General features: G+C 46.0%; 14 protein-coding genes. 12 read left to right on the top strand and 2 right to left on the bottom strand.

Features of this window, described 5'->3' with window-relative positions; translation table 11 throughout:
* Positions 1–47: 47 nt before the first annotated feature.
* The 10 genes from BTR1S_RS09640 to BTR1S_RS09685 all read left to right on the top strand — a co-directional run bounded on the left by BTR1S_RS09640 (position 48) and on the right by BTR1S_RS09685 (position 9,379).
* Positions 48–521 (top strand): 8-oxo-dGTP diphosphatase, encoded by a 474-nt coding sequence (locus tag BTR1S_RS09640; RefSeq protein ID WP_087962538.1) that lies wholly within the window; start codon positions 48–50, stop codon positions 519–521.
* Positions 522–540: 19 nt separating this feature from the next.
* Positions 541–1,431: an RNase adapter RapZ gene (rapZ, locus tag BTR1S_RS09645; protein WP_006639202.1), complete on the top strand. Its 891-nt coding sequence runs from the start codon at positions 541–543 to the stop codon at positions 1,429–1,431.
* Position 1,432: 1 nt separating this feature from the next.
* Positions 1,433–2,386, top strand: a complete 954-nt coding sequence (gene mgfK, locus BTR1S_RS09650; protein WP_006639201.1) for a gluconeogenesis morphogenetic factor MgfK — start codon at positions 1,433–1,435, stop codon at positions 2,384–2,386.
* 28 nt (positions 2,387–2,414) lie between these two features.
* Positions 2,415–3,365, top strand: a complete 951-nt coding sequence (whiA, locus tag BTR1S_RS09655; protein ID WP_006639200.1) for a DNA-binding protein WhiA — start codon at positions 2,415–2,417, stop codon at positions 3,363–3,365.
* Between the two features lie 23 nt (positions 3,366–3,388).
* Entirely contained in the window at positions 3,389–3,646 is a 258-nt protein-coding gene (locus BTR1S_RS09660) for an HPr family phosphocarrier protein (protein WP_006639199.1), read from the top strand.
* Positions 3,647–3,695: 49 nt separating this feature from the next.
* Positions 3,696–4,457 (top strand): arylamine N-acetyltransferase, encoded by a 762-nt coding sequence (locus BTR1S_RS09665; RefSeq protein WP_029419568.1) that lies wholly within the window; start codon positions 3,696–3,698, stop codon positions 4,455–4,457.
* Positions 4,458–4,816: 359 nt separating this feature from the next.
* On the top strand, positions 4,817–5,521 hold the full coding sequence (locus BTR1S_RS09670) for a response regulator transcription factor (RefSeq protein WP_006639197.1): 705 nt from the start codon (positions 4,817–4,819) through the stop codon (positions 5,519–5,521).
* Position 5,522: 1 nt separating this feature from the next.
* Complete coding sequence (locus BTR1S_RS09675; protein ID WP_029419567.1) at positions 5,523–6,596, top strand: sensor histidine kinase; 1,074 nt, start codon at positions 5,523–5,525, stop codon at positions 6,594–6,596.
* A gap of 85 nt (positions 6,597–6,681) precedes the next feature.
* The gene (locus tag BTR1S_RS09680; protein ID WP_029419566.1) at positions 6,682–7,461 is read left to right on the top strand and encodes an ABC transporter ATP-binding protein; all 780 of its coding nucleotides are present in this window, start codon (positions 6,682–6,684) and stop codon (positions 7,459–7,461) included.
* A complete protein-coding gene (locus BTR1S_RS09685; protein ID WP_006639194.1) occupies positions 7,436–9,379 on the top strand; it encodes an ABC transporter permease in 1,944 nt (647 codons plus the stop codon). The genes BTR1S_RS09680 and BTR1S_RS09685 overlap by 26 nt, the downstream gene beginning before the upstream one ends.
* 24 nt (positions 9,380–9,403) lie before the next feature.
* On the opposite strand, the gene BTR1S_RS09690 is transcribed toward BTR1S_RS09685, so the two are convergent.
* Positions 9,404–10,099: an ArsR/SmtB family transcription factor gene (locus tag BTR1S_RS09690; RefSeq protein ID WP_006639193.1), complete on the bottom strand. Its 696-nt coding sequence runs from the start codon at positions 10,097–10,099 to the stop codon at positions 9,404–9,406.
* 85 nt (positions 10,100–10,184) lie between these two features.
* Between BTR1S_RS09690 and BTR1S_RS09695 the strand changes: the two genes are divergently transcribed.
* Complete coding sequence (locus BTR1S_RS09695) at positions 10,185–10,784, top strand: flavin reductase family protein (protein ID WP_006639192.1); 600 nt, start codon at positions 10,185–10,187, stop codon at positions 10,782–10,784.
* 7 nt (positions 10,785–10,791) lie between these two features.
* Here the strand turns inward: BTR1S_RS09695 and BTR1S_RS09700 are convergent, their stop codons facing one another.
* Positions 10,792–11,772 carry a 2-hydroxyacid dehydrogenase gene (locus BTR1S_RS09700; RefSeq protein ID WP_006639191.1) on the bottom strand — a complete coding sequence of 327 codons (981 nt, stop codon included), beginning with the start codon at positions 11,770–11,772 and terminating at the stop codon, positions 10,792–10,794.
* Positions 11,773–12,167: 395 nt separating this feature from the next.
* On the opposite strand from BTR1S_RS09700, the gene BTR1S_RS09705 reads away from it, so the two are divergent.
* Entirely contained in the window at positions 12,168–12,761 is a 594-nt protein-coding gene (locus BTR1S_RS09705) for a beta-class carbonic anhydrase (protein ID WP_006639190.1), read from the top strand.

The raw sequence follows: 12,761 nt of genomic DNA on the forward strand, positions 1-12,761 counted from the left end.
CAGGAAACGGTATAATAATAAAAAGAATTGATGGAATTAAAGGATGGGTGACAGACTTGCAAAGAGTGACGAATTGTGTGCTGACTTCAGATGATAAAGTCCTTTTGCTGAAAAAGCCGCGCCGGGGCTGGTGGGTAGCTCCGGGTGGAAAAATGGAAAGCGGGGAAACGGTAAGGGATGCTGTCATCAGGGAATTTCGCGAAGAGACAGGCATCTATGTGCTTAACCCGAAATTAAAAGGAATATTCACCTTTATCATAAAGGAAAATGATCAGGTTGTTTCAGAATGGATGATGTTCACGTTCGTCGCCGATCATTATACAGGCAGTCATGTTGAGGAGTCTGAAGAAGGCATCATCAGGTGGCATCAGGCTGAAGACATGGAGAATTTGCCGATGGCGCCGGGTGATGTTCATATCCTGGATTTTATGCTGAAAGGCAGCGGATTGCTTCACGGCACCTTTACGTATACGCCGGACTTTGAACTCTTGTCCTACCGTCTCGATCCGCAAAGCGAATAAATATAAGGGGGGAAGAATCATGAGTTCGAATGGAAGCCAGGAAATTCAGCTTGTGATTATAACCGGAATGTCAGGAGCAGGAAAAACGGTTGCGATTCAAAGCTTTGAAGATCTCGGTTTTTTCTGCGTCGATAATCTGCCGCCGTCTCTGCTTCCGAAATTTTTGGAGCTGATGAAGGAATCAAGTTCAAAAATGAGCAAGGTAGCCCTTGTCATGGACTTGCGCGGACGGGAATTTTTCGACAGCCTTGTTGAGGCTCTTGATGAAATTGGGGAAACATCATGGATTACACCGCGTATTTTGTTTTTAGATGCAAAGGATTCGGTCCTTGTTTCACGGTATAAAGAGACAAGGCGTTCACACCCTCTTGCCACGACAGGGCTGCCGCTTGAGGGAATTGAAACCGAACGCGAGCTTTTGGAAGAACTGAAAGGCCGTTCACAGATCATTTATGACACATCTGATATGAAGCCGAAGGATCTTCGGGAAAAAATCGTCCAGCATTTTGCGGCGGATAGCGGCCATCATACTTTCACGGTCAATGTCATGTCGTTTGGATTTAAATACGGGATTCCGATTGATGCCGATCTTGTCTTCGATGTGAGATTTCTTCCGAATCCATACTATATCGACAGCATGAGGCCGCTGACCGGAAAGGATCAGGAGGTATCCTCCTATGTGATGAAATGGAGCGAAACGCAGAAGTTCCTGGAGAAGCTCACCGAACTTCTCGGCTTTATGCTTCCTTCTTACAAACGCGAAGGAAAAAGCCAGCTCGTGATTGCAATTGGATGCACGGGGGGACAGCATCGTTCGGTCACCCTTGCGGAGTACCTTGCCGATTACTTTAAGAAAGACTACTACACTCATGTCACTCACCGGGACATTGAGAAGAAAAGCAGAAAATAGGATGGCAGATCAGAAAAAAATCGCAATCTTTGGCGGGGGGACAGGTCTTTCCGTTTTGCTGAGGGGATTGAAGCATCAGCCTGTGGACATTACGGCTATTGTGACGGTTGCCGATGACGGGGGAAGCTCGGGAAGATTAAGAAATGAGCTGAAAATACCTCCGCCCGGTGATGTCCGGAACGTGCTGGCCGCGCTCTCTGATGTGGAGCCGCTCGTCGAAAACCTGTTTCAGCACCGCTTTAACAAAGGCGGCGATTTAATTGGCCATTCGCTGGGGAACTTAATTTTGGCGGCGATGACGAATATAACCGGTGACTTCTTTCACGCCATAACCGAAATGAGCAAGGTATTAAATGTTCGCGGAAAAGTTCTCCCAGCCGCAAATACAAGCGTTATCCTCCATGCGGAAATGGAAGACGGTCGGATTATATCCGGAGAGTCGGTGATTCCTTCCTATGGAAAGCGGATTAAACGGGTGTTTTTAACCCCGGAAAAAATCGAGCCGGTCCCGGAAACGATCGAAGTGATCCGGGAGGCAGATCTGATTATTCTCGGACCGGGCAGTCTTTATACGAGCATTTTGCCAAACCTGCTCGTCCCGAAGATCGGAGAAGAAATTTTAAAGGCATCAGCCAAAAAGGTCTACATTTGCAATGTGATGACCCAGCCGGGAGAAACTTTATACTACAGTGCCGCTGATCATGTAAATGCCTTGAATCAGCATATGGGCGGGCCTTTTATCGATACGATCCTTGTCAACAGTGAGGAAATTCCGGAGGATATCCGGGAAAGATATGCAAAAGAATCGGCCCAGCCAGTTCAGTTCAACATTGATGTACTCACTGCCATGGGGCTTGAAGTCATCAAAGATCAGATTGTGACGTATGAGAATGGCGTGATCCGCCATGATACACATAAAGTCGCTTCGCTTCTTGTTGATTTGTTAAAAGAATAGCAGGCCTTGGAATGGGGGTGTCTATAAAATGTCATTTGCATCGGAAACGAAAAAAGAACTCACAAACCTGGAGGTAAAGGATTGCTGCGCCAAAGCGGAACTCTCCGCCCTCATTCGGATGAATGGTTCACTGTCTTTTTCAAACAGAAAGGTGGTTCTCGATGTCCAAACCGAGAACGCGGCCATCGCAAGAAGAATATATACATTGCTCAAAAAACAATATGAGGTATCAGTCGAACTGCTGGTTCGGAAAAAGATGAGACTGAAAAAAAATAACGTCTACATCGTCCGTCTGATCGAAAATGCAAAATCCATTCTTGAAGATTTAAAAATTCTCGGCGAAAACTTTGTCATCGCGAGAAACATATCAGAGGAGCTTGTCAAGAAAAGGTGCTGCAAGCGGTCTTATATGAGAGGGGCTTTTTTAGCCGGAGGTTCTGTCAACAATCCTGAGACGTCTTCGTACCATCTTGAAATTTTCTCGATGTATAAAGAGCATAATGATTCATTATGCAGGCTGATGAACCAGTTTCATTTAAACAGCAAAACGCTGGAGCGAAAAAAGGGGTATATCACGTATCTGAAGGAAGCCGAGAAAATTACCGAATTTTTAAATGTGATCGGCGCTCATAACTCGCTGCTCCGTTTTGAAGATGTCCGGATCGTCCGCGACATGAGAAATTCGGTGAACCGTCTCGTCAATTGCGAAACGGCGAATTTAAACAAAACGATCGGCGCTTCCCTCAGACAGGTGGAAAACATTAAACTGATCGATGAGAAAATCGGTCTTGACGCTTTACCCGAAAAGCTGAGGGAAATCGCCCAGCTCCGCATTGATTATCAGGAAGTGACTTTAAAGGAGCTCGGGGAAATGGTCGCCAGCGGAAAAATCAGCAAATCGGGCATTAACCACCGTCTTCGAAAATTGGACGAAATTGCGGAACAGCTGCGTTTAGGACAGTCTGTCTCTTTAAAATAATTGCAGGGAACGGGGGAGATTACATGGTTCAACAAAAAGTGGAGATCCGTTTGAAAACAGGACTTCAAGCGCGTCCTGCGGCATTGTTTGTTCAGGAAGCCAACCGCTTTCAATCTGACATTTTTCTTGAAAAGGGAGATAAGAAAGTAAATGCCAAAAGCATTATGGGCCTGATGAGCCTGGCCGTCAGCTCCGGATCTGAGGTCACGCTTATCGCTGATGGAGCCGATGAACAAGATGCCCTTGAAGTATTGACTGCTTATGTCCAGGAAAAAAGCTAAACCCCTGGGGGGTTTGGCTTTTTATTTTCAATGTGAAAGGAGATTCATGATGACGAAGGCTCTGCTCGATTCTTTTTATAAAAGGATTGGATACCGGTCCGATAAAGGCGTCACATTCGCCGACTTGCCAAAAATTTTATCTCTGACAGCCTTGCAGTTTCCGTTCGAAAATGAGGCTGTTTTAAAAAATGAACGGATTCCGATGACAAAGCAAAGCCTGACAGAAGCCTTGCTGAACAATAAACGGGGCGGGTTATGCTATGATTTGAACGCCTTTCTCTATTATGTGCTGAAAGAAATCGGTTTTTCCGTTCAGATGGTTCAGGGAACCGTCTTTCATCAAAAAGAAGGGGCCTGGGCGCAGACGGGAACGCATGTCTCCGTCATTCTTCAGGAAGAGAGCGAAATGTATCTGCTGGATACCGGGTTTGGTGCAAATCTTCCGCTGGCGCCCGTTCCGTTTTCAGGAGAGCCCGTTACGTCAAAAACGGGGATATACCGCGTCAGAAAAGCCAAAACAGATAAAGGCGACTACCTGCTTGAAATGGATAAAGGGGAAGGATGGCAGATCGGCTATGCGTTTACATTGAAACCAATCGATGAAAAGGTGCTGGCTGATATCCGTGATGCAATCTTCGATGAAGAGGAATCGCCGTTTAATAAAAACCCGCTTGCCTCAAAGCTGACAAAAGACGGGAAATTGATTTTATCGAAGGATCATTTCACAAAGGAGACGAATGGAGATCTCACAAAAGAAGCCATTACTTTAGAGGAATTCTCCAAAATATTTAAAAGTGTGTTCTTTGATTGAAAAACGGGCTGTCTGTTCCAATTCCAAGCCGGCGGTTGAAAGCTGGCTGCCGCTTCTCACCCGCCGCCGCTGCCTTGGAACAAATGGCTGAAGTGAGCCTGACATGATGGAAGGTTCATTTCAGAACAGTGATCTGTCTGTTTCCCAGCTTCGTTCTTATACCGGGTGTATAGTTGATATCTTCGACCATCCCGCTAATCTCCTCGCAATCAAGATTTGGCAGCGGAGCCCTGCTGCGAGGCTTTCCTCTTCTGCCTGATCGAGCTGCGTTTCATCATTTTCCATATATCGTCTATAATAATATTGAATCACTGCCAAAATCATCATATTTTGATATTTTTCCATAAAGGGTGACAAACATGTATAAGATATTTATTGCCGAGGATGACGAACGGATCGCCTCCATATTGAGCAGTCATTTGCATAAATACGGCTATGAAGTCAGCATGGCTGAGGCGTTTGACCGGATTAAACAGGAGTTTCTCGAAAAAAACGCCGATTTGGTTCTATTGGATATTAATCTCCCATATTTTGACGGCTTTTATTGGTGCAGACAAATCCGCGCCGTTTCAAATGTGCCGATCATTTTCATTTCAGCCAGGACGGATGAATTGAATCAGGTAATGGCAATTGAACACGGCGGTGATGATTATATTACAAAGCCGTTTCATCTTGAGGTCGTTCTCGCCAAAATCAAAAGCGTTCTGCGCCGTACATATGGCGAATACTCATCAGCCTTGCACCAAGAGACGCAGGTGGTGGAGCTCGGCGGTCTGTACATATATCCTGATAAATTTGAAGCGGAATGGGACAACAAGCGGATTTCTCTTTCGCAAAAAGAATTTCAGCTTTTATCCATCTTTGCGAAGGAGCATGATCGAATCGTCACAAGGGACGAGCTGCTTGAAGCGTTATGGGATGAGATCGAGTTTGTCGATGACAATACACTGACCGTTAATGTGAATCGTTTGCGAAAAAAGCTTGGCGAATTGGGGATTGAAAATGCCATCGCCACTGTTCGCGGACAGGGATATCGATTTTGCGTGAATTGGAAGGATGAATAGGATGGTAAAGACATATTTGCGGGATCGGGCCTGGCTGATGATCTTTTCGTTCTTGGGCACGGGCTTTGTGGTTGCGGCCGCATGGCTCGGCGTGTTTGAGAACGAAGGAGGCGTTTCAGGGGATAATATCTTGTATGTGTTTATATTGATGGCCGCTTTTCTGGTGGCAGGTTTTGCAATCGATTACGGCAGGCAGCGTTCCTTCCTTCTTCAATTAAAAAGGCATCAGCTTGACGTCTCATCCATGCAGACGGGTGAAGCGCTCAAAGCCTATCAGCCGCAAACGGGGGAACAGCGGATCTGGACTGCGCTTATTTCTGAAATCAACAAAGAATACCGGGAAAGGCTTGCCCGTTTTTCAAGACAGCGTAAGCAGCATGTCGATTTTACCAATCAGTGGATCCATCATATGAAAACGCCTGTTTCCGTCATTTCGCTTCTCATCCAGGAAGGAAAAAAACAGTCTGATATCACGTCTCTCCGTACTGTGCTGGGTGAAATTGAAGAGGAAAATGAACGGTTTCGCCGCGGGTTGGACATGATGCTTCATATGGCACGACTCGATCATTTTGCAATTGATCTGAAGCCTGAGAAAATAGACGTCATCCGCTTGCTTAGAGAGATCATTAATGAGGAGAAGCGGCAGTTTATCAAACGCCGTCTCTTTCCAAAGCTGCAGACAGCGGACGATTCGGTGATCATATACAGCGACAAAAAGTGGCTGACCGTCGTTTTTCAGCAGATCATCTACAATGCGTTGAAATACTCGCCCCAAAACAAGGGGGAAGAGATTGTATTTGCGGTTGAAAAAAAGGGGGATCAGACGGCTGTTTCGATCATTGACCGGGGCATTGGGATCCCCGCGCATGATCTGCCGCGGATTTTCAACCCTTTTTTCACCGGAGAAAACGGACGGACACAAAAAGAAGCGACAGGAATGGGACTCTATTTGTCAAAAGAAATCTGCGGCTATTTGGGGCATGAGCTGAGCGCTCTTTCAGAGCCGGGAAAAGGAACAGCCGTGACGGTCGCTTTTTCCAGCAGCACCCTTCATGGCAATGTGACAAAATTGTAAGGTTGGCCGTCCGGTTTGCAAGGTAATTCGATGGGAGTTGTTTTCGCTCCTTTTTATAATAAAAGAAAAAAAGGAGAAGGAAGCAATGACTGTATTAGAAACAAAGCATTTATCAAAAACGTATTTTTCGGCTAAAGGCGGCTTTTCGCATCAGGCGCTCGACAATTTTAATATATCGGTTGAACAGGGTGAATTTGTAGGCGTGATGGGGCCTTCCGGAAGCGGAAAGACGACGCTTCTCAACCTCCTGGCGACGATTGACCTGCCGACAAACGGCGATTTAATCATAAACGGAACAAATCCGGCAAAACTGAAAGACCATAAGCTCGCATTATTTCGCCGACGTGAGCTCGGCTTTATTTTTCAAGACTTCAACCTCCTTGAAACGTTAACGATCAGGGAAAACATCCTTCTGCCGCTTGCCCTTGATAAGGTGAGGGCGAAGGAAATGGAGTCAAAGCTGCTAGAATTAGCGAGAACATTGCAAATCGACCATATTCTCAATCACCGTACCTACGAGGTTTCCGGCGGACAGCAGCAAAGGGCGGCCTGCGCCAGAGCGATGATTCATGAGCCGGCCCTTATTTTGGCTGATGAACCGACAGGCAATCTTGATTCAAAATCGGCCAAACAAGTGATGGATTCATTGACAAAATTGAACCGGGAAAAAAGCGCGACGATTTTAATGGTTACTCACGACCCGACAGCGGCGAGTTTCTGCGAACGGATTATCTTTATTAAAGACGGCAAGTTTTTCTCTGAAATCCGCAAAGGGACAAACCGGCAGGATTTTTATCAAAGCATCCTTGACGCTGTAAGCGTATTGGGAGGTGATTTCCATGAACATGAGAGTCATCGCCCGTAAAAATATTCAAGGAAATATCCAGCGCTACCTCGCTTATTTCCTAAGCTGTGTGTTCACGGTTTCCGTGTTTTTTATATTTTCTTCTTTTATTTATCATCCTGATGTAACGGAAGATAATATTTACGGAGGAGAAACTGTAAAGGCCTGCCTTTATGCGGCTGAAGTCATCATCATCGTATTTGCAATCTTTTTTATCATGTATTCCAATTCCGCCTTTTTGCAGGCTCGAAAAAAAGAATTTGGTTTATTAAGTTTGTTTGGTACGTCAAAACACCAATTGCGGAAAATGATTTATTACGAACAAACGATCATTTCTTTTGTTTCAATCGCGATGGGGATTGGTGTCGGGCTTTTATTTTCGAAGCTGTTTTTCATGGCGATGACGGCCTTGATGGATGTGAAGGCTCCGATTTCGTTTGCGATCGTTCCCAAGGCCTTGATCATTACGGCTGTCGGCTTTACCGTCCTGTTCCAGGCGCTGACGATCCTGTCGTTGGCGCGGATTCGCAAGCTTCAGATCATCGACCTGTTAAAGGCCAAACAGCAGCCGAAAGGAATGCCCGTATATTCAAAATGGCTCACCATTCTTTCTCTGCTTTGTCTTGCCGGATGTTATACGATTGCGGCAACGGCCGGGATGATTGATATCGTCTTTCGGGTGTTTCCGATTTTGATTCTTGTGCTGGTCGGGACCTATTTCTTTTTTACGCAAAGCAGTGTGGCGATTTTTCGCGGACTGTATAAGCATAAAACAAGCTTTTACAATGGAACAAACATCATCACCCGCTCCAATATTATGTTTCGCTTGAAGGATTATGCGCGGATGCTGTTTTTGACATCGATCATTACGGCCGTGATTTTAACGGCGACGGGTGTCATTTATATGTTCTACGCCGACCTGAAAAGTCAGGGGGAAACCGGAATTCCGCAGGCCGTGTCATGGGCCGAACAAGATGCTACGGGTTACCATGTCATCAAGCCTGATGAGGTTGAAGCGGCTCTTCAAGATGCGGGAGCTTCCATTCAGTACCGGATCGAGGTGACGGGGATTCCCGTTTCGCTCAAAACAGACAATATGAGATGGAAGCAGCTCAATAATCAAGCGCTGATGATCTCTGAGAATGATTTTAATAAGGCTGCTGAAAAAAAACACCTTCCGCCGGCACAGTTGAAAAAAGGGGAGGCGTTTATCAACCTTTCCTACAGCTACAACAATGAGCCGTTTTTTCATCCCGGTGAGAGCGCGGAGGTCAAAACATCAACTGGGAAACACCTTACGTTAAAAATGGGGAAAGAGCGGGACAAAGGGGTCCTTTTCAGCATGGGCCGGATCAGCAAATTAGTTGTCGTCGATCAGGACACATATGAGAAAACGGCGGAAGCGGTGCCGCTGAACAAACAGACAAAAGTCATCGGCTATGAGCTTGCTGATTGGGAGAATCAAGTCGCTGTTGCTGAAAAGCTGGAACAAATGGTGCCGAAGGAGCAAAAAGACTTTTTTCAAGTCCGGGCGCCGGGCTATCAAGTGATGAAGCAGGCGACGGCGCTTACGCTGTTTATCGGTCTGTTTATCAGCATCGTGTTTTTCGTGGTCCAGGGGAGCATGATGTATTTGCGCCTTTTCACGGAAATCGAAGATACGCGGATTCAAGTATTCGCTTTAAGAAGAATCGGCGTGACAAAAAAGGAAATCAGGGCGATTCTCGGAAAACAAATGGGCTTTCTGTTTTTTATTCCGTTTGTCGTGGGATCGATACATGCGGCTTTTGCCTATAAAGCCCTCAGCAATATGCTCAAGTCCAACCTGTTTTTCAGCGCGGCAATCGTCATCGGCATCTATTTTATCTTCCAGGCCGTGTACTACTTGGTTACGCGAAAGGTTTATGAACGGGCCGTTTTAAAGAATATGAATCTATGAAAAAAGAACTGATTCGATTCTGAATCAGTTCTTTTCTATGGAAATATGGAACACTCGTTCAAGCTCTTTTTCACCTTTTGGTGTGATGGTGACAGCTCTTGAGAGCGGACGGCGCTCAATCCAGCCCATGCGGATAAAGCCGTCCAGCAACGCGGCGCCTAAAGCGCCGGCGAGATGGTAGCGTCTTTCGCTCCAGTCCAGACATCTATGGCAAAAGGAGCGGCGCTTTCTTTTGACTTCCTCCAGGTCGATGCCAAGCTGCTTAAAACATGATGCGCCTTTGTCAGTAACAGTGAATGCTTCTTCATTCTCTTGCAAAAAGTCAAGGTGCACCAGCTGTTCGGCAAGTTTTACGCCAAGCGCACCTGCCAGATGATCATAGCATGTCCGCGCTTTCCTGATGGCTTTAGCCTCCGCGGATTGCCGGAAAGACCTGATGTCAGCAGGGGGCGCTACCAGAAGAAGGCTTTCCAGCGCCCGGGCGGTTTCCGCATCTTTAAGACGGTAATAATGGTGCCTTCCTTGCTTCTGACAGATGACCATGTCCGCATCCGCCAGTTTCGCAAGATGAAAGCTTGCGGTTTGCTGTTTGACGCCTGCAAAGCCGGCGAGCTCTGAGGCTGTATAAAACCGGTCATCGAGCAATGCTGTTAAAATGGCCGCTCGCGACGGCTCGCTGACAAGCTTGGCAACCTCTGCTATATTCGGGCTGACGTTCATAGCGATACCTCCAGTCTGTAATCCATATTTCGATCATAATCGATATATGGATAGATTACAATGAAAGGAGCAAGGAGGAAAAAGGATGAACCAACAAATCAAAGAAATTCACCCAAGCATTTTGTACTACGGAACACCCGTTATTTTGCTGAGCACGCAAAATGAAGACGGCTCCACGAACCTCAGCCCCCTTTCCTCTTCTTGGGCGCTCGGGGATTGCATCGTGATCGGAGCCGCAACAGAAGGAAAAGCTTTTGAAAACATGAGGAGGCAGCAGCAGTGCGTGATCAATCTGCCTGATCCGTCATTGTGGAACCATGTAGAAAAACTGGCTGCTTATACGGGGAAGAATCCCGTTCCAGCGGCAAAAAAACAGCTCGGCTTCACATATAACAAAGAGAAGTTCGCAGCGAGCGGATTAACGCCGGCACGTTCCCAATCGGTCAAGCCGGACAGAATCGCAGAATGCCCCATCCAAATTGAAGCCGAGGTCAAACACATTCGTATTCCCGATGATTCGCCGTTCTTCGCCGTTATTGAAACGAAGGCGGTGCATGTGCATGTTCATGAGTCCATCATGAAAGGGACGAACCATATCGATCCCCAAAAATGGAGCCCTTTGATTTATAATTTCAGGCACTATTTCGGATTGGGGAAGGAACTCGGCAAAACATTTCGAGCCTGAGCCTTCCTCAGGCTTCTTGTTTTAATTCCTTCACGACATCCCGCGGCTGTTTGCCTTGAAGACCGTCAATCAGGTTTTTGGCGGCGCATTTCAGCATGTTGGTGTGGGTGACGCTGGTGGATGAACCAATATGGGGAACGATTGTCACATTGGGGAGGCTTAAGAGCGGATTGTCTTTTTCAATCGGCTCTTTTTCAAATACATCTAGCCCCGCCCCTTTAATCCACCCTTCTGTCAGCGCTTTGATCAACGCTTTTTCGTCGACCGTTTTGCCGCGGGATATATTGATGAAGATGGCGGAATGCTTCATTTGTTTCAATTCGCGTTCTCCAATGAGGTGGAACGTTTCCTTTGTAAGCGGCGTGATCATGACGATGAAGTCTGAGCGCTCTAAAAGTTCGTTGAATTCGGCGTATACGGCGCCGGTTTTTTTCTCGGCTTCCGGTTTACGGCTCCGGCTGTAATAGAGGACATTCATGTCAAAGCCCAATGCGGCCCGTTTGGCTACCTGTTCGCCGATCCGGCCCATTCCGATGATGCCAAGCGTCTGATGATGGACATCGCTTCCAAACAGGCTTTCCTCATCCTCAGATTTTGTCCATTTCCCATCGCGTACATAGCGGTCAAGCTCTGCGATCCGGCGCGCTGAAGACAAAATCAGCCCAAAGGCGAGATCCGCCACCGTATCGTCGAGGACATACGGCGTATGGGTGCCGATCACAGATTTTTCTTTCATGGCTTCAAGATCAAAATTATCGTAGCCTACTGAAAAATTGCTGACGATTTTTAATTTCGGCGCACTGTATAATAATTCCCGGTCGATTTTCGTTCCGGAGGTCAGAAGGCCATCTGCCTCCTTGATTTTTTCCAACAAAACTTGTCTCGGAATGCGTTCGCGGGACGTCCAAACTTCATATGTACAATGCTCGGCAAGCAGTTCTTCCACTTCTTCCGGAATCGGCTTTGTGACGTATACAAACGGCTTCATCTGCATTCTCCTTTGTAAATATGATCTACTGCCATTATAGAGGAAAAATCAATTTTACAAAAACCAAGGCTGGCGAAGAAATGCGGGACTATCAGATCATTTGTGCAACATCCCCATTTTGGAAATCATTAATAAAATTTTTTAATTAATTTTAATGCATTATTTTGACTATAAATTCACTTGTGCGTCTTGTGAGTTGATTTCCAATAATGTTTTTATAGGTGAACAAAAGTGTAGTTTTTATTATTTTAGAAAGATATAAACATCGTTCATTTTTATTTTCAGTACATTTTGATCGAATTTTTTGAATCAAATCAAAATTCAAAAATCATGTGCTATAATTCGTTCATGCAACAAGTTGAGTTCATATGACTATGAAAAGGAGTGAGAGAAAAATGGCTAACTTATCTTCCATTTTGAAGCACAATCAGTCTTTTGTAGAGGAAAAGAAATACGAGTTTTACGAAACGACCAAATTTCCCGAAAAAAAACTTGTGATTTTGACATGTATGGATACCCGGTTATTAGAACTGCTCCATCATGCCATGGGTTTAAAAAATGGAGATGCAAAAATTATTAAGAATGCAGGAGCCGTTGTTTCTCATCCTTTTGGCAGCGTGATGCGGAGCATCCTTGTAGCCGTCTATGAGCTGCAGGCGGAAGAAGTCTGTATCATCGGACATCACGAATGCGGCATGGCGAGTCTGGAGGTTTCATCTATTCTTGAAAAAGCCAAACAGCGCGGAGTAAAACATGATTGTCTGGAGCTGTTGACGAACGCCGGCATTGATTTGGATTCGTGGATGACAGGCTTTGAAAGTGTTGAAGACAGTGTCACCCATAGTGTGAAAATGGTGCGAAGCCATCCGCTTATGCCGGAAGACGTTCCGGTCCATGGATTGGTCATCGATTCCAAGACCGGGCGTCTGGATGTAGTGGCAGATGGTTATTCCGGGATGAATGTTTCGCTTTCGGAAAATAAGGGATGA

The organism is Bacillus sonorensis NBRC 101234 = KCTC 13918 (assembly GCF_001592005.1).
Classification (GTDB): domain Bacteria; phylum Bacillota; class Bacilli; order Bacillales; family Bacillaceae; genus Bacillus; species Bacillus sonorensis.